Source organism: Variovorax sp. LjRoot130, assembly GCF_964253755.1.
In the GTDB taxonomy this organism is placed as follows: Bacteria; Pseudomonadota; Gammaproteobacteria; order Burkholderiales; family Burkholderiaceae_C; genus Variovorax.
The window spans coordinates 1,389,283-1,406,534 of the sequence record NZ_CAXURM020000002.1; the positions used below are offsets into that span (position 1 = coordinate 1,389,283).

At 67.2% G+C, this 17,252-nt stretch carries 14 protein-coding genes and 1 pseudogene; 10 read left to right on the plus strand and 5 right to left on the minus strand.

The window, feature by feature from the left end:
- Nucleotides 1-49: 49 nt before the first annotated feature.
- From ACSQ86_RS36465 to ACSQ86_RS36490, 6 genes are all read left to right on the plus strand, one after another.
- Nucleotides 50-1,480 (plus strand): putative nucleotidyltransferase substrate binding domain-containing protein, encoded by a 1,431-nt coding sequence (locus ACSQ86_RS36465; RefSeq protein ID WP_436306389.1) that lies wholly within the window; start codon nucleotides 50-52, stop codon nucleotides 1,478-1,480.
- 15 nt (nucleotides 1,481-1,495) lie between these two features.
- Nucleotides 1,496-1,696: a hypothetical protein gene (locus ACSQ86_RS36470; protein ID WP_093110173.1), complete on the plus strand. Its 201-nt coding sequence runs from the start codon at nucleotides 1,496-1,498 to the stop codon at nucleotides 1,694-1,696.
- A gap of 1 nt (nucleotide 1,697) precedes the next feature.
- A complete protein-coding gene (locus ACSQ86_RS36475; RefSeq protein WP_436310849.1) occupies nucleotides 1,698-4,472 on the plus strand; it encodes an ATP-binding protein in 2,775 nt (924 codons plus the stop codon).
- A gap of 2 nt (nucleotides 4,473-4,474) precedes the next feature.
- The gene (locus tag ACSQ86_RS36480) at nucleotides 4,475-4,849 is read left to right on the plus strand and encodes a response regulator transcription factor (RefSeq protein ID WP_093110175.1); all 375 of its coding nucleotides are present in this window, start codon (nucleotides 4,475-4,477) and stop codon (nucleotides 4,847-4,849) included.
- On the plus strand, nucleotides 4,846-7,026 hold the full coding sequence (locus ACSQ86_RS36485) for an exonuclease domain-containing protein (protein WP_436310850.1): 2,181 nt from the start codon (nucleotides 4,846-4,848) through the stop codon (nucleotides 7,024-7,026). The genes ACSQ86_RS36480 and ACSQ86_RS36485 overlap by 4 nt, the downstream gene beginning before the upstream one ends.
- Nucleotides 7,027-7,144: 118 nt before the next feature.
- Nucleotides 7,145-7,864, plus strand: a complete 720-nt coding sequence (locus ACSQ86_RS36490) for a TetR family transcriptional regulator C-terminal domain-containing protein (RefSeq protein ID WP_436310851.1) — start codon at nucleotides 7,145-7,147, stop codon at nucleotides 7,862-7,864.
- Between the two features lie 54 nt (nucleotides 7,865-7,918).
- Here the strand turns inward: ACSQ86_RS36490 and ACSQ86_RS36495 are convergent.
- Both ACSQ86_RS36495 and ACSQ86_RS36500 read right to left on the minus strand, forming a co-directional pair.
- A pseudogene (locus ACSQ86_RS36495) lies at nucleotides 7,919-8,220 on the minus strand (NIPSNAP family protein).
- Between the two features lie 553 nt (nucleotides 8,221-8,773).
- A complete protein-coding gene (locus tag ACSQ86_RS36500) occupies nucleotides 8,774-9,022 on the minus strand; it encodes a DUF6429 family protein (protein WP_093110177.1) in 249 nt (82 codons plus the stop codon).
- A gap of 167 nt (nucleotides 9,023-9,189) precedes the next feature.
- On the opposite strand from ACSQ86_RS36500, the gene ACSQ86_RS36505 reads away from it, so the two are divergent.
- Nucleotides 9,190-9,750 (plus strand): hypothetical protein, encoded by a 561-nt coding sequence (locus ACSQ86_RS36505; RefSeq protein WP_436307719.1) that lies wholly within the window; start codon nucleotides 9,190-9,192, stop codon nucleotides 9,748-9,750.
- A 105-nt stretch (nucleotides 9,751-9,855) separates the two neighbouring features.
- On the opposite strand, the gene ACSQ86_RS36510 is transcribed toward ACSQ86_RS36505, so the two are convergent.
- Nucleotides 9,856-11,019 (minus strand): Acg family FMN-binding oxidoreductase, encoded by a 1,164-nt coding sequence (locus ACSQ86_RS36510; protein WP_436307718.1) that lies wholly within the window; start codon nucleotides 11,017-11,019, stop codon nucleotides 9,856-9,858.
- Nucleotides 11,020-11,439: 420 nt separating this feature from the next.
- On the opposite strand from ACSQ86_RS36510, the gene adh reads away from it, so the two are divergent.
- Both adh and ACSQ86_RS36520 read left to right on the plus strand, forming a co-directional pair.
- On the plus strand, nucleotides 11,440-12,960 hold the full coding sequence (adh, locus tag ACSQ86_RS36515; RefSeq protein ID WP_093110180.1) for an aldehyde dehydrogenase: 1,521 nt from the start codon (nucleotides 11,440-11,442) through the stop codon (nucleotides 12,958-12,960).
- 2 nt (nucleotides 12,961-12,962) lie between these two features.
- Nucleotides 12,963-13,343: a DUF779 domain-containing protein gene (locus ACSQ86_RS36520; protein ID WP_436307717.1), complete on the plus strand. Its 381-nt coding sequence runs from the start codon at nucleotides 12,963-12,965 to the stop codon at nucleotides 13,341-13,343.
- A gap of 51 nt (nucleotides 13,344-13,394) precedes the next feature.
- Here the strand turns inward: ACSQ86_RS36520 and ACSQ86_RS36525 are convergent, their stop codons facing one another.
- Nucleotides 13,395-14,246 (minus strand): substrate-binding periplasmic protein, encoded by an 852-nt coding sequence (locus ACSQ86_RS36525; protein WP_436307716.1) that lies wholly within the window; start codon nucleotides 14,244-14,246, stop codon nucleotides 13,395-13,397.
- 13 nt (nucleotides 14,247-14,259) lie between these two features.
- A complete protein-coding gene (pedF, locus tag ACSQ86_RS36530) occupies nucleotides 14,260-14,721 on the minus strand; it encodes a cytochrome c-550 PedF (RefSeq protein WP_436307780.1) in 462 nt (153 codons plus the stop codon).
- A 359-nt stretch (nucleotides 14,722-15,080) separates the two neighbouring features.
- Here pedF and ACSQ86_RS36535 point away from each other — a divergent pair, with 359 nt between their 5' ends.
- Nucleotides 15,081-17,198 carry a sigma-54-dependent Fis family transcriptional regulator gene (locus ACSQ86_RS36535; RefSeq protein ID WP_436307715.1) on the plus strand — a complete coding sequence of 706 codons (2,118 nt, stop codon included), beginning with the start codon at nucleotides 15,081-15,083 and terminating at the stop codon, nucleotides 17,196-17,198.
- Nucleotides 17,199-17,252 lie beyond the last annotated feature (54 nt).

The following is a 17,252-nucleotide window of genomic DNA, read 5'->3' on the forward strand; positions in this document are numbered from 1 at the left end:
TAGGCAGGCACACTGTCTACCGGCCCGTTCATTTTTTGTGCCCCGCACCATGACGGAACTGCGCGCAGTCGAAACCCAGCGCGAGATGCTCTCGCTCCTCACTGCGCGCGTGCGCGACGCCCATGTGCGCAAGGCCTGCTACGTCGATGGCGGGCTCGACCTGGTGTCGGTGTGCCGGGTGCTGTCGCAGCAGGGGCTGCGCGACGCGCTGGTGCGGGACGGCCATCGCCTGGGCATCTTCACCACCGCCGACCTGCGCGATGCGCTGCTGCGTCCCGAGGCCCCGGCCGAGCTGGCGGTCCGCGAGGTGGCCCGCTTCGGCCTGGTCGAGATCCACCCCGACGCGGACCTCTTCGAGGCGCTGTGGCTGATGGCGCGCCACCGGGTGCACCGCCTGCTGGTGCGCGACGGCGACACCGTGCTCGGGCTGCTGGACCAGCTCGATCTGGTGAGCTTCGTCGCCAACCATTCGCAGATCGCTGCGCTGCAGATCGACGAAGCAGCCAATGTGGCCGAACTGGCGGCCGCAGCCGCGCGCATCGACACCATGGTCTCGCTGCTGCACGAGGGCGGCATCAAGATCGAGCGCATCGCGCGGCTCGTGGGGGAGCTCAACGCGCGCCTCTTCGCGCGCTTGTGGTCGTTGCTGGCGCCACCCGATCTGGTGGCCAACAGCTGCCTGGTGGTCATGGGCAGCGAGGGCCGCGACGAGCAGATCATCAAGACCGACCAGGACAACGCGCTGCTGCTGCGCGACGGCTTCGCGTGTCCCGATCTCGAGGCCATCGCCACGCAGTTCAATGCCGCGCTGGCCGAGCTGGGCTATCCCCCCTGCCCCGGGCAGATCATGCTGACCAACCCGCTCTGGCGGCAGCCGCTGGCCGGCTTCAAGGAGTCGCTGCACGACTGGGTATACGGATCCGACCCCGAGGGCCCAATGCGACTCGCCATCTTCATGGACAGCAAGTCAGTGGCCGGCGACGCGGGGCTTCTGCAGGAGGCACGCCGGCATCTGGAGCGCGTCCTCGACAGCGCAGACGTCTTCCTCGCGCGCTTTGCCAGCGCAATCGACCTGTTCGACCACCCGACGGGATGGTGGCGCAGGCTCACCGCACGTCACGACGACGAGACAATGGATCTGAAAAAGCTCGGCACCTTCCCGATCGTTCACGGCGTGCGGGCGCTGGCGCTGCAGCGGCGCCTGCGCGTCAACGGCACGGCCGCGCGGCTGCGCTTGCTTGTAGAGCAACAGCAGATCGAATCCGGCCTGGCGCGCGACGTGCTGGACGCGCTGCACTACTTGATGGCGCTCAGGCTGACGCATCAGCTGCGTCAGAAGCAGGCCGGACAAGTGCCAGGCAATGATGTTCGGCTGTCCGAGCTGGGTGCGCTGGAACGTGATGCGCTGCGTGATGCGCTGGGCATCGTGCGCCGCTTTCGCGGCGTGCTGCGGCAACGCTTCCACCTCAGCGCCTTGTAGTCCAGGCGGGCCACCATGTTCCAAGGCTTGAGATCGCAACGCCTGCTCGGCCTCTTCGCACTGGGTTGGCTGCTGCTGAACGTGCCGCTGCTCACGCTGTGGGACCGCCCGGTCATGCTCTGGGGGCTGCCGCTGATGCCGCTCGCGCTCTTCGGCGGCTGGGGCATCCTCATCGCGCTGGCGGCGTGGGTGGCCGAGGCACCGGGGGAGCACTGACATGCTGCCCGCTTCCACGGTCATCATCGCCTCCTTCGCCTACCTGGCGTTGCTGTTCCTGGTGGCGCACGTGGGCGACAAGCGCGCACGCGAAGGCCGTTCGCTGATCGGCAACGCGTGGGTCTACACGCTGTCGCTGGGCGTGTACTGCACGGCCTGGACCTACTTCGGCAGCGTGGGCCGGGCCGCGTCGTCGGGCCTGTGGTTCCTGCCGATCTACCTCGGCCCGACGCTCGCGATGCTGATGGCCTGGATGGTGCTGCGCAAGATGATCCGCATCGCGCGCAGCTACCGCATCACCTCCATCGCCGATTTCATCGCCAGCCGCCACGGCAAGAGCACGCTGCTGGCCATGCTGGTCACACTGATCGCGGTGGTGGGCATCCTGCCCTACGTGGCGCTGCAGCTCAAGGCCATCGCCAGCGGCTATGCGCTGCTCACCGCCGCGCCCGGCGCTGCGCTGCAGCAGCCCTTGGCCTGGTGGCGCGACAGCACGCTGTACATCGCGCTGGCGCTGGCCGGCTTCACGATCGCCTTCGGCACGCGCCACCTCGATACCACCGAGCGGCACGAGGGCATGGTGGCGGCGATCGCCGTCGAGTCGGTGGTGAAGCTGCTGGCCTTCCTGGCCGTCGGCGTTTTCGTCACCTGGCACCTGTTCGACGGACCGGCCGACCTGTTCGGCCGCGCCGCGGCGCGGCCCGAACTGGGCCGCCTGCTGAGCCTTGGGAACACCGGCGGCGCCACAGCGGCCACTGGCTTTGCGGGCGGCCAGTGGTTCGCGCTGACGCTGCTTGCCATGCTCTCGGTGATCTTCCTGCCACGGCAGTTCCAGATGATGGTGGTCGAAAACGTCGATGAGCGCCATCTGCGGCGCGCCACCTGGGCGTTTCCGCTGTACCTGCTGCTGATCAATCTCTTCGTGCTGCCGATCGCACTGGGCGGCCTGCTGTACTTCGGTGTCGGCCGGCAGAATCCCGAGGCCTTTGTGCTTTCGCTGCCGCTGGCCGACGGCCAGCCGGGGCTGGCGCTGGCGGCATTCATCGGCGGCCTCTCGGCCGCCACGGGCATGGTCATCGTCGAGGCCATCGCGGTCTCGACCATGGTCTGCAACGACCTCGTGATGCCGCTGCTGCTGCGCGCCGGCCTGCGCACAGCGCACGACCTGAGCGGCGTGCTGCTGGGCATCCGCCGGACGGTGATCGTGGCGATCCTGCTGCTGGGCTATCTCTACTACCGCGTCGCCGGCGAGGACTATGCGCTGGTCAGCATCGGGCTCATCAGTTTCGCCGCCGTCGCCCAATTCGCGCCGCCGATGCTGGCGGGTATGTACTGGAAGGGTGGCACGCGGCACGGCGCGCTCGCCGGCCTGGGCGCCGGCTTCGTGCTGTGGGCCTGGACGCTGATGCTGCCGTCGATCGCCAAGTCGGGTTGGATCCCCGCCGGATACATCGACCAGGGGCCGTTCGGCGTCGCCTGGCTGCGGCCCGAGCAGCTGCTGGGCCTCGCGGGCCTGGACAACCTGACCCATGCGCTGTTCTGGAGCCTGCTGGTCAACACCGCCTTGTACTTCGGCGTGTCGCTGCTGAGCCGCCCTTCCGCACGCGAAGCGAGCCAGGCCTTGATGTTCGTCGACGTCTTCCAGCGTACGGAACGCGGGGCCGCCGAGGCTGGGCCGGTGTTCTGGCGCGGCCGCGCCAGGCTGGCCGATCTGCGCCAACTGGCCACGCGATTCCTGGGCGCCGCGGCTGCCGACCGGCTGCTGAACGACTACGCACGACGCAACGGCCTGGCCGGGCCGGAGCAGCTCGCCGCCGACGCGCGGCTGGTGCAGTTCATCGAAACGCAGCTCGCGGGCGCCATCGGCAGCGCCTCGGCCCGGCTGGTGGTGGCCTCGGTCGTCGAAGAAGAAGCGCTGGAGCTGGATGACGTCATGCGCATCCTGGACGAAGCCTCGCGCGAGACGGCGGCGCTGCGCGCCCATTCGCAGGCGCTGGAGGAGAAATCGCTCTCCCTGGAGCGCGCCACCGCAGATCTCAGCAAGGCCAACGAACAGCTCAAGAGTCTCGATCTGCTGAAGGACGACTTCATGTCCTCGGTGACGCACGAGCTGCGCACGCCGCTGACCTCGATCCGCGCGCTGGCCGAACTGATGCTTGACGACCCGGCGATGGACACCGGACAGCGCCAGCATTTTCTCGGCCTGGTGGTGACCGAGACCGAGCGCCTGACGCGCCTGGTCAACCAGGTGCTGGACATGGCGAAGATCGAATCGGGCGTCGCCGAATGGCGCAGCACCGAGGTCGACCTGCGCGCGCTGGTTCAGCAAGCCGTTCAGACTACGCAGGAGCTGTTCCGTGAGCGTGGCGCGGTCGTGGCGCTGAGGCTCCCCGATGCGGTGCCGCCGCTGCAGCTCGACCCCGACCGCCTCACGCAGGTGCTGATCAATCTGCTGTCGAACGCGGCCAAGTTCGTGCCGCAGGGGCAGGGCCGGGTCGAGGTCAGCCTGCACTGCGATGTCGATCGCGTCACCATCACTGTGCAGGACAACGGCCCCGGTGTGCCGCCGGAGCAGAAGGAGCTGGTGTTCGAAAAGTTTCGCCAGGGTGGCGATGCCGCGCATCGTCCGCAGGGTACCGGCCTGGGCCTGCCCATCAGCCGTCGCATCGTCGAACACTTCGGCGGCCGGATGTGGCTCGACTCCAGGCCGGGTCACGGCGCATGCTTCGGCTTCGAACTGCCGCTGCACCCCGAGACGCAAGAACTGGAGACATGACCATGGCCTACAAGGTGCTGATTGCAGACGATGAGCCCAACATCGTGATTTCGCTCGAGTTCCTCATGAAGCGCGAAGGGCACGCGGTGAGCATCGCGCGCGACGGCCAGCAGGCGCTCGAACTGATCCGCAGCCTGCAGCCTGACCTGGTGCTGCTGGACGTCATGATGCCTTTCAAGTCCGGCCTCGAGGTCCTGCAGGCCGTGCGTGCCGACGAGGAGATCGCCGCCACGAAGATCCTCTTGCTCACCGCCAAGGGCCGGGAGACCGACGTCGCGAAGGGCATGGCCCTGGGAGCCGATGCCTACATGACCAAGCCCTTCTCCACCCGGGAGCTTGCCGCGCGCGTGCGGCAGTTGCTCAGCAGCTCCGCATGAAGATCGATGCCCACCAACTCGCCGTGGCGCTCGCGCCGGGAGCTCTCCTGGCGCTCCTCGGCTTGGGGCTCGGCGCCATCTTCGCTGCCACGCTTGCGCCAGACGAGCGCGCCGTGCTGGGCGAGATGATCGCGCCGCGCGTGCCCCTGCTGGTGCTGGGCTGGGCGGTGTTGGCGATCGCGCTGGGTGCGCTGGCGCGTCGCGCCCATGCGATCTGGGTGACCGAGCCGGCCCGGCTGGCTGAAGCCGCGCAGGCCACGGCGGCCGGCGTCGTGCCCCACCGCAGCGCGCCCCCCGCGGAGGCGGCATGCGGAGCGGGTGCCCGGGCGCTGGCCGGCGTCGTCGATGAGCTCGCGCGCCAGCGCGACGGCCTGCGCGCCGACATAGACGCCCGGGTGCAGGAGGCCGCGCGCGGCATCGAGCAGGAACGCAGCCGCCTGGCTGCGCTGATGTCGGAGCTCACGCAGAGCGTGGTCGTGTGCAACCTGGACGGCCGCATCCTGCTCTACAACAATCGGGCGCGGCTGCAGTCTCGCGCGCTGTCGTCTGTGCCGGCATTGGCCGACGGGGCGGAGTTGATCGGACTGGGCCGCTCGATCTACGCCCTGTTCGACCGCGAGCTCATCGCCCACGCGCTCGAAAGCGTCCAACGGCGGCTGTTGCGCGGAGCACCCCAGCCCTCGGCGCAGTTCGTCACCAGTTCGCACGCCGGTCAACTGCTGCGGGTGCAGCTGGCGCCGGTGCGCGATCCCTCGGCCGTGCCCGGAGATGCCGCGCAGCTGTCGGGCTTCGTTCTGATGCTGCAGAACATCACCCGCGAGTTCGAGGAGGATGCCGAGCAGGACCGCCTGCTGCACGGACTGACCGAAGGCAGCCGCTCGTCATTGGGCAGCCTGCAGGCGGCAGTGGACATGCTCGAGCTGCCCGACCTGGACGCGCCGACGCGCGAGCGCTTCCTGCGCGTCGTGCACGACGAAGTTCGCGCCATGACGGCGCGCCTCCAGTCGCTCGCAGCGAGCGCCAGCCAGGGCCTGAAGACGCGCTGGCCGCTCGAGGACATGCTCGGCGCCGACCTGGTACAGGCCGCCCTGCGCCTGATCGAGGCGCGCTCGGGCGCGCGCGCCTCCGCGCCGGAAGTCGACGCTGGCCTGTGGCTCAGGGTCGACAGCTACGCCTTGCTCCAGGCACTGGCCTCGCTGGCGACCCGGCTGGTGGACGAATTCGCGGTCAAGCGCGTCCAATTGCGACTGCGCCGCGCGGGCGAACGCGCCCATCTCGACCTGGTCTGGGCCGGCACGGCCATCAGCACCGAAACGGTGACGAGCTGGGAGTCGAGCCCGATGACGGTGGGCGACCGGGCCAGCCCGCTGTCGGTTCGTGACGTGGTCGAGCGCCATGGTGGCGAGTTCTGGTTTCAGCGCGAGCGCGCGCTGCAAACGACTTTCTTTCGCTTCCTGCTCCCGCTCGCTCCACCCCAGGAACAACTGGAGGCGGCCGCGGTGCTGCGCAGCGAAAGCCGCCCCGAGTACTACGACTTCGACCTGTTCCAGCCCGGCATTCAGGCGCGCGAGCTCGATGAGCGTCGCCTGGTGGACCTGGCCTACACGGTGTTCGACACCGAGACCACCGGGCTCGATCCGTCGCAGGGCGACGAGATCATCCAGATCGGCGCGGCGCGCATCGTCAACGGCAAGCTGCTGCGGCAGGAGAGCTTCGAGCAGCTCATTGACCCCGGTCGAAGTATCCCGGCCGCCGGCATTCCCATACACGGCATCACGCCGGCGATGGTCGCCGGCCAGCCGGGCATCGCCGAGATCCTGCCGATCTTCCACGCCTTCGCCAACGACACCGTCCTGGTTGCACACAACGCCGCGTTCGACATGCGCTTCCTGCAGCTGAAGGAAGCATCTACCGGCGTGCGTTTCGATCAGCCGGTGCTCGACACGCTGCTGTTGTCCGCGGTGGCAAGCCCGCACCAGGCGTCGCACGAGCTGGAAGCCATTGCCGAGCGCTTCGGCATCGCGGTGCTGGGCCGCCACACCGCCCTGGGCGATGCGATCCTGACGGCGGAGGTGTTCCTTCGCCTGATCCCTTTGCTGGCGGACAAGGGAATCCACACGCTGGGCCAGGCGCGCGAGGCGGCGCAGCGCACCTGGTACGCGCGTTTGAAGTACTGAGGCTGGACATGCGGGACCCGGTTCCAGCGCACGGCGCGAAGCCTGTTTGACGCAGCGCAACTCATGACCGCCGCCGCGGCGATAAAACCGTTGTCGCCGCTACCACCCGGAGACCCCGATGCGCCAAACCAAGGATGTCGTATTCCTCAGCGCCGTGAGAAACACCAGGCCAGCGGCTGAGTGTCACGATGCGCCGTCAGAGATCGCGACGGCCCCGGGGCCGAGCCGGCCCGGGCGTTCGCGCAAGCACGCGCAGGTGCTGGACGCCATCTACCAGGCGGCCATCGAGGAGTTCGCGAGCGAGGGCCTGGCCGGCGCGACGACCCAGGCGATCGCCGACAAGGCCGGGCTGTCCAAGGCGCAGCTGTACTACTACATCGAGAGCAAGGAAGCCCTCTACCGCCAGGTACTCAAGGACATCGTCAACGACATGGTCGGCGTCTTCATCTTCAGCGGCGAGGACTTCGGACCGCGCAAGGTGCTGACCGGACTCATCCGTCGCAAGATGCTGTTCTCCTTCGAGCACCCGCTGCGCTCGCGGATTCTCGCCGCCGAGGTGATGCGCGGCGCGCCGGTGCTCAAGACCATGACGGACACAAGCAGGCAGTGCATCCACCGAGCCACGCTGATGATCCAGGACTGGATCAACCGGGGCCTGATGGACCAGGCCGACCCGATGCTGTTCCTGTTCCACCTTTGCGCCGTGACCCAGTTCTACGCCGACCACGCGGCGCAGGTGGCGCACTTCAGGAGCGTGCCGCAGAGCGACGAGGAGGACCGGCGCTATCTGGTCGAGCAGGTGACGCAGTTCTTGCTGAAGGCCGCTGGCGTGCGTTAGTCACCATTCGCTCGGCTGCACGCCGCGTGCGGGCGGCCTGCAAGCCGTACGCGTTCATTTGAGTACAGGCCTGAAAAAGCTGCGTTCATAGCTGAGGATGCAGTGTCCTGCGCATACTTGAACGCAGCTTGGCACTCTGGGTCTGTGGCAGACAACGCGTGATATTCCTCGTATGCCGCAAGACTTGGGAACGTGAACATAGCCAGCGCAATGTTGTTCGCGCCTTCCGAGGGAAAAAAGTAGCCATGGTGCTGCCCTCCAAACTTTTCGACGAGTGGAATCCAGATCTTTCCGTAGTGCTCGAACTCCTTGAGCTTGAACGGATCGATGACATAGCGCAGGTAGCAGGTGACCATGGCAGTTCCGAGAGTCTGAGCGTTTGACATGAGGGCTGGCCAGGCCAGTCCGTTCTGTCTGCTTGCGGGCAAACTTTAGCCGACCCGCGAGCGGCTGCTCTTGGCCGAGGGCCGTCCTACCGTGCGCCCGGCCAGAAGGGCCAGAGGCTACCAAGGAATACGGGCGGTCGGCCGGACTCTGGCGATGTCGCGAAGGGCAATTGCCCTTGGCCATTCGTGCCGAGCCGGGCCGAGGGCGAAGCCGGGATTAGCAGTTGCCCTTTTTTGCCTGTCCCGGCGGGCATTGTTTCCCGTATCCGCCACCGGGATATCCCGGACCGTCGGGGTAGACAACGCAGCCCCCGAGCATGGCTGTTGCGAGAAGTGCAGCGACTAGCTTCTTCATGGCGTGGTCCTTCTATCGTTGGCATTCGAGCATAGCCGCCGTGCTTCATGGTCTCGCGCCGTCATCGATGGGATCGCCGTGTAGGACTTGGCGACGCGCCCGGACTTCATTTGGCTTGATTGGGGTAGAGGGTCCGAACGTCCGTGGTTGGGCCGGATTCTGCCGCAGCTATGGCTGCTCCAGCGCCGCCCCGCTGGTCCCGAAGTGTTTGGCCGCGAGCTCCTTGGCGCGGCGCAGGCCCTCGTCAGTCAGGTAGACCGACTCTTGCCTGCCGTGGGGCTCCGTGATGAGCCCCTTGTCGTGTAGACCGTCCATGACTGCAAAGTCATACCGCTTCCACACGCGTCCGTTCTCGAACTCGAAGACGCCAAGCAACGCCAGAAGCGCCTCTTCGACCTTGACCATGTCGTATTTCATGTGCTCGCCCCTCAACGTTCAGCACGACGGTGACCCTGTGAAAGGGCCCAACCTCTGATTGGCTGCGCCCACTGCACGACTGCAGTTCGACTTTACGATAGTACTTTGGTCATTCGGCCTTAGCCCATCCAATATGGCCTGCCTTCAATTCCGGAAACCGCACAGAGATGAAAGCAAGCAAGAGTAAGGAAGCCGCGTCCTGGAGTGACGTCAAGGCCAGACTGACCCACTTCGACCACGACGGCCTGGTCGGCTTGGTGCATGACCTGTACACGGCCAACAAGGACAATCAAGTGTTCCTTCACGCCCGTTTCGGGCTGGGCGAAGATGTCCTGGAGCCGTACAAGACCACCATCAACCGTTGGCTCTGGCCCGACATGTTCCGGAACCAGAACGCGTCCGTCGCCGAGGCCAAGAAGCCCATCGCGAATTTCAAGAAGGCCATTGGCCAACCGGCGGGTCTGGCAGAGCTGATGGTCTTCTACTGCGAGCGCGCGTCAGGCTTCAGCGTCGAAGTCGGCCTGCAGGACGAGGGCTACTTCAGTGCGCTGGTGCGAATGTTCGAGCAGGCGTTGCAGACCATTACGAGACTGCCGGATGCGCAGCGGCCCTTGTTCATGGAACGACTGGATGCTGTGTGTCGCATCAGTCAGAACATCGGCTACGGAGTCGGCGAGGCCATGAGCGACCTGCTGGCCGAATACGACAACATCTCACGACGACGTTGAAGGTCGGCGTCTGGCCGAATTCTGCCGAGGCGACGAGGCTGGCGACTTAGAGCGTCGGTCTCACCTCTCATGTCCCGCATGATGATTGTCGTCGATAACAAGCCCTCACGCGCGAATCAGCTGCGCTGCCAGGCCACGGCGCGGCGCAGGGCCGACCGGCGGCGCATAACCCACACGCGCCCACATCTGCACGGTCCGCTCGGGTAGCGGCACGGCCAGCAGGCGCCGAATGTCGGCGTGGGGTCCGGCCTGCTCGGGATACTCCTGCAGGGCCTGCTGCAGCGGTTGCATCGCCAGGCCCTGCCCGGTCGCGGCGAGCTGCACCCGCGCGTAGGCGCGTCCCGCGTTGACCTGGGTCACCCGGTCGTTGCTCTCGGTCAACATCCAGAGGAAGCCGGGCGTGGACGCGAGCTTCTTGCCGAAGTCCTTGATCTGGCTGGTGGTGGCGAAGGCATCGGACGCCGGCGCCTTGCTGCGATCGAACAGGCCGATGCGCTCGAGCAGCACCACCGTCGGGTCCAGCATCGACAAGCCGTCACGGTGCTTCTCGATCTCGGCGGCGCCGACGCGCAGCACCTTGTACGACTCCAGGATCGTGCGCGGCGTGCTCAGCTCGATGCGCCAGGCCTTGGCCGCGATGGCGCGATGCTGTTCCAGCGCGTCGGCCCGGTCCGCGCCGACGAAGCCGAAATGCAAGGGGTGCGGCCCCACTGCTTCGGCCATCGCCTTCCAGGCCTCGGCGGGCACCGGCCGCTGCAGGTCGTACAGGCTGCGGTTGGTGCGGCGCGCGAGGATCTGCGCGAACAGCGGGTCCTTGCGCGTGGCCGCATCGGGCATCAGGCGGACGCGCGCCACCGGTCGCTGATCGAGCTTCTCCGGGCCGAACGCACCCTCGGGAAACAGGGTGATGTCGGCACGCAGTCCCCGCTCGCGCGCCGCGATGTCGAGCAGCTCCAGGAAGGTGCCGTGGCTCATCATGATCTGGCGCGAGAACGGGTCGGTCTCGGGCAGCAGCCGGCCAAGGTCGCAGCGCAGCACGATCTCGTCCGGTGTGCGCAGATCCACCAGCCAGGACTGCAGGTTGTGCGAGTGCGGCGCCAGGATCGCGTAGCCGAGGATCCAGCGGCGCGGGTCGGCCTCCGGCCCCGGCCCCTGCCACGGCTCGATGGCCGCAGCGGGCATCTGCTGGCTGCAGCCGGCGAGTGCCGCCGTCGCCGCAGCGAAGACGAAGCCGCCTCCCGCAACCCGAATGAACTTGCGACGATCCATTGCGACTCCTGAGGCCACCTGCCGGGTGGCTGTGCATGGGATGCTGCGAATCTTGATGTCCAAGTACGCAGGTGGCAAGCGCACCGCGCGGCGCGCTTGAGCAAGCTCAAGGTAGGGCACCTCGGCGCCGGGTGGAGGAGCTCGGAGCTGAAGGCCGCTGGCGTGCGCCAAGTCGGTACTGCGCGGCTGCACGTGCAACGTGATCCGTTTTGCAGCAGTTGCTCCTCTACGGCACAGCCGCCCGCTGGAGCAACGACGACGCGCCGCGCGAGGCTGGCGGAAAAACTCCATGCCTGACAACGGCTTGCGTCGTCCGCGATGACGCCGCCGCGGCGTGGCCCGCGCTTTGCACTGAGTCGCTCCGCGGGCCGCGTCGCGTCCCGCCATCCGTTTTTTCAACCACCCGACAGGAGACGACTCATGGACATGGCAGAAATGACCCACCTCGACATTGCGAACCCGTACAAGAAGCAATACGGCAACTACATCGGCGGCGAGTGGGTTGCACCGATCGACGGCCAGTACTTCGACAACCTGACACCGATCACCGGCCAGGCCTTCACCAGCATCCCGCGCTCGAACGCGAAGGACATCGAAGCCGCGCTCGATGCTGCGCACAAGGCGAAGGCGGCCTGGGGCTGCACGTCGCCCACCGAACGGGCCAACGTCCTGCTCAAGATCGCCGATCGCATGGAGCAGAACCTCAAGACGCTTGCCGTGGCCGAGACGATCGACAACGGCAAGCCGCTGCGCGAGACGATGGCGGCCGACATGCCGCTGGCCATCGACCACTTCCGCTATTTCGCCAGCTGCATCCGCGCGCAGGAAGGCGGCATCAGCGAGATCGATCACGACACCTATGCCTACCACTTCCATGAGCCGCTGGGCGTGGTCGGGCAGATCATTCCGTGGAACTTCCCGATCCTCATGGCGGTGTGGAAGCTGGCCCCCGCGCTGGCCGCAGGCAACTGCGTGGTGCTCAAGCCGGCCGAACAGACGCCCGCCTCGATCCTGGTGCTGATGGAGCTGATCGGCGACCTGCTGCCGCCCGGCGTGCTCAACGTGGTCAACGGCTTCGGGCTGGAGGCGGGCAAGCCGCTGGCGTCGAGCAAGCGCATCGCGAAGATCGCCTTCACGGGCGAAACCACCACCGGCCGGCTGATCATGCAGTACGCGAGCCAGAACATCATCCCCGTGACCCTGGAGCTGGGGGGCAAGTCGCCCAACATCTTCTTCGAGGACGTCATGGCGGCGGACGACGCCTTCTTCGACAAGGCGCTCGAGGGCTTCGCGATGTTCGCGCTGAACCAGGGCGAGGTCTGCACCTGCCCGAGCCGGGCGCTGGTGCAGGAGTCGATCTACGAGCGCTTCATCGAGCGCGCGATCAAGCGGGTCGAGGCCATCAAGCAGGGCCATCCGCTGGACCCGTCCACCATGATCGGCGCGCAGGCCTCGCAGGAGCAGATGGAGAAGATCCTGTCGTACATCGATCTGGGCAAGCAGGAAGGCGCGCAATGCCTGATCGGTGGCGAACGCAATACGCAGGTCGGTGAACTCGGCGCTGGCTACTACGTCAAGCCCACGGTCTTCAAGGGCCACAACAAGATGCGCATCTTCCAGGAAGAAATCTTCGGCCCGGTGCTGTCGGTGACGACCTTCAAGACGGAAGAAGAGGCGCTGGAGATCGCCAACGACACGCTCTACGGACTGGGCGCCGGCGTGTGGACCCGCGATGGCGCACGTGCCTTCCGCATGGGCCGCGGCATCCAGGCGGGACGCGTGTGGACCAATTGCTATCACGCCTATCCGGCCCATGCGGCCTTCGGCGGCTACAAGCAGTCGGGCATCGGCCGCGAGAACCACAAGATGATGCTGGACCACTATCAGCAGACCAAGAACCTGCTGGTGAGCTACAGCCAGAACAAGCTGGGATTCTTCTGAAGATGCCCGAAGACGGCGTCAGCCGCGTGTCCGCCACGCCGGCCGCGCAGGCGCTCATCGAGCGCCTGCGCGCCGTGCACGGGCCGCTGATGTTCCACCAGTCCGGCGGCTGCTGCGACGGCAGCGCACCGATGTGCTTCGCCGCCGGCGAGTTCGTCACCGGCGATTCGGACGTCTGCCTGGGCGAGATCGCGGGCACGCCGTTCTACATGAGCCGGGCCCAGTTCGCGTATTGGGAGCATACGCATCTCATCATCGATGCGGTAGCGGGCAACGGCGGCATGTTCTCGCTCGAGCGGCCGACCGGCCTGCGTTTTCTCACACGCTCGCGCCTGTACGACGACGCGGAGTGGAAGGTGCTCGAAGCGCGCGGTTGGCTCTAGCGCCGCGGCGCAGCTCACGCGAACCCGGCAGCAGGCTGCCGGTTCCGCGCGTCATGCGGCTTGCCACGCGAGGTTGCCGTGCTCGAAGATCTGACGCAGCCGGCCGCTGGCCGCGATTTCGTTCACCGCGCGCTGCAGCGCCTGCGCCAGCTCGGTGGCGTCACGCTTGACGGCCATGCCGACGGCCCATCCGTCGCGCGGCGCCCGCGGCGAAGGCATCGGCGCGATGGCGAAGCGCGGGTCGCCGCGCAGCACCGACTCCATCTCCGACGCCAGTCCTGCGGCCACCGTCACCTCGCCGCGCAACAGCGCGCGCGCCGTCTCGGCGCCGTCCTTCCATTGCGTGATCAACTGGCTCCGGTAGGCGCCGCCATCGGCGCCAATCAGCAACCAGCCCGCGAGCGACTGGCCAGGCACCGCCACCTTGTCGGCGCCCAACTGGGACAGCGTCTCGAGCCGCGGCACGCGCTCGAGCTGGCGTGCCATCACGACCCGATCGCGGTAGTACGGCGCGAAGATGCTGACCTGCGGGTTGCCTTCCATCAGCGGCCGGTCGACCGGCACGTGCAGCAACACGTCGGCCGGGCCGTAGCCGAGGTAGTGGCCGCGCCACACCATGTTGCGCAAGTCGTCGTTCATGTTCTCGTCGGCATGGAACGGCAGCAGCGAGAGCCTGACGCCCAGCGATTCGGCCAGGGCGCGCGCCAGCTCCACGTCGATGCCCTGGCCGCCGACGTGGAACGGCGGCATGTCGTGGTAGAGGCCGACCGTCAGCGTGCCGCGCTCGCGCACGCGCTCCAGTGGCGTCGCCCGCAGGTGCAGCGGCGCACATGCCAGGGCTGCGGCGCCGGACGCGCCCAGCCAGCGCAGGCAATCGCGACGGCTCGGTGTCTTGGGTGTCATGGACCCTCCCCGCCTAGAACGGCTTGTCACGGCGCGTTTCGAGGTAGGCCTTGATCGCCCAGATGGCTTCCTGGTTCATGACCCCTTCGAACGGCGGCATGTACACCGCGCCGTTGCGCGTGCGCCCCTGGCGAACGGTCGTGAGATAGAACTCGTCGATCTCCTTCACGCAGGCGGCCTTCTTGGCGCTGTCCTTGAGCGCTGCGCATTCGTTGTCGATCTTGCGCAGGTCGGGCGCGATGCCGCCGGAGATCGCTTCCAGCCCATGGCAGCGGGCGCAGTTCTGGTTGTAGGCCGACGTGCCGATCTTGACGGCGGCGTCGTTGGCCCGGAACGGGTTCTCGGGACGCCATTCCTGGCCGAGCTTCGGAAGCGCCGAAGTGTCGACCGCCTGCGGCGTCACGTCGCCGTGCGCCCATACGGCGGGGCTCGCGGCGCAGGCGGCGATGGCCAGCAGCCAGGCGCCGTGGCGCATGGCCATGCGCCCGCGCCGGCGGCTGGGTGGGGTGGGTGCGGCCGGCAGATTTCCGTTTCGCTTCATGTCAGGTCTCCGTCATGGTCGTGTTGAAAGATGAGCTCGGTCTGCAAACGCCGTGCCACGCGCCGGTGTTGCAGGCGGGAACACAAATTGCCTGTGATCGATTGCCCAGTTGCTCCAGATCAAGCCGCACGTGCGGCACTGCGGCATCCTTGCCACTTTGGCCGGCCTGCTTTGCAACAGACCCGGAGAGCTGTGCCAAAACGCAGCAGTGCCACGCAGCTGGTGACAACGGCCCGGCGCGCGGTGATTCGACGGAGACAACCTGCCTCGGCAGGCGCAGAGGAGACACAAGGATGTCCGCAACTCATCGTGCCTTGGTCACGAACGCCAAGACCTGGACGACGCCGTCGGCATTGCCCTTCGTGCGGCAGGCCGCGCGCACGGAGCTGATCGAGCAGTCGCATCAGCGCTGCGCCGCACTAGGGTTGACCCGCATCGAGCGCCCCGACTTCGAACCCCTGATGCGCAGCGACCTCAGCGTGGCGCGGGAGCGCAACCAGCGCCTGTTCACGCGCGCGGCGCCGGTGATGGAGATGCTGTTCGAGCAGATCGTCAACACCGAGAGCATGATCGTGCTGGCCGATGCCCAGGGAACGATCCTGCACTCGGTCGGGGACGACAAGTTTCTCGAACGCGCCGGCAAAGTAGCACTGTCGCCGGGGGTCAGCTGGGCCGAGCATTCGAAAGGCACCAACGCCATCGGCACGGCGCTGTTCGAGGAGTCGCCCACGGTCGTTCACGGCGGCGAGCACTTCATCCATGCGAACAGCTTCCTCACCTGTTCGGCGGCCCCGATCTTCGATCCGCGCGGCAATATGCTCGGCGTGCTCGACGTCACCGGCGACCAGCGTTCGTATCACCAGCACACCATGGGGCTGGTGCGCATGTCGGCGCGCATGATCGAGAACCAGTGGTTGTCGGACGACTTCGGCAACCGGCTTCGGCTGCACTTGCACAGCCGCGTCGAATTCATCGGCACCTTGCTCGAAGGCATCATCGTCGTCGGCGCCGATGGCAAGATCCTCGGCGCCAATCGCAGCGCGCTGGACCAGCTCGACATGAGCAGCGCGGCGCTGCGAATGCAGAGCCTGACCAGCCTGTTCGGCACCACCGTCCCGGCCATGTTCGACCATCTCCGGGCACCGCTGTCGACGCCGATGTGCCTGAGCCTTTCGAACGGCCGGCAGTTCTATGTCAAGGCCCGCTTCAACGGCACGCCGCGCTCGATGATGGCCGGCCTGGGCGGCGACGAACCGGCATCGCAGGCCGTCACGGCCCGCGAAGCCGTGCCGGTCGACGCGAACCCGCCGCCCCATCCGGCCAACGCCGCGGCCGCGCCACCGAGCGCTTTCTCGGGCCTGCACTACCTGAAGACCGGCGATATGCAGATCGAGGCGATGGTGCAGAAGGTGCAGCGCGTCCTGAACCGCGACATCCCGCTCCTGATCCTCGGGGAAACCGGCACCGGCAAGGAGTTGCTCGCGCGCGCGGTGCACCAGGACTCGAACCGTTCCAGGCAGGCCTTCGTGGCCGTGAACTGCGCCTCCATCCCCGAGTCCCTGATCGAGGCCGAGCTGTTCGGCTATGAAGACGGCGCGTTCACCGGCGCGCGCCGCAAGGGCGCATGCGGGCGCATCGTGCAAGCCAACGGCGGCACACTGTTCCTCGACGAGATCGGCGACATGCCGCTCGCCCTGCAGGCGCGGCTGCTGCGCGTTCTCCAGGAGCGCTGCGTGATGCCGCTGGGCAGCCAGAAGTCGATTCCGGTGGACATCGCCGTGATCGGGGCGACCCACCGCAACTTGCGCGAGATGATCGAGGCCGGCACGTTCCGCGAAGACCTGTACTACCGCTTGAACGGGCTGGTCGTGCGCCTGCCGGCGCTGCGCGAGCGCAGCGATCTCGGCGTCGTGGCACGCCGCATCCTGCTGACCGAGTGCCCGCATGGCACGCCGGAGATCAGCTCGCACGTGTCGGCGCTGTTCAGCCGCTACGCATGGCCCGGCAACATCCGCCAGCTCGCGAATGTGCTGCGCACGGCCGCCGTGATGGCGGCCGGCGCGCCGCAGATCACCGAGCATCATCTGTCGGACGACTTCCTCGAGGACGTGCAGCGGGTTCGCTCGTCCATTCCCGCAGCCGCCCCGGCCATCACAGCCCCGGCGGCGAGCATGCCGCTTGACATGCCCGCGCCGGCGTCCGTGGACCGACCCGCCGAGCCGACCGTCGTCGCCCCGCCGGCCGAGACCGCCTACGACGGCACGTCGTCACTCACGCTCGGAGAAGCCGAGATCGAGATGATTCGCGCGGCCCTTGCGGCGGCGAACGGCAACATCTCCATTGCGTCGAAGCGACTGGGCATCAGCCGCAACACCATCTACCGCAAGCTGCGCTGGGGCAAGGGCGGCTGAACACCCGGGCACGGGAAATCCCTGTGCCATCGCTGCGCGCCACTGTCCCCGGAT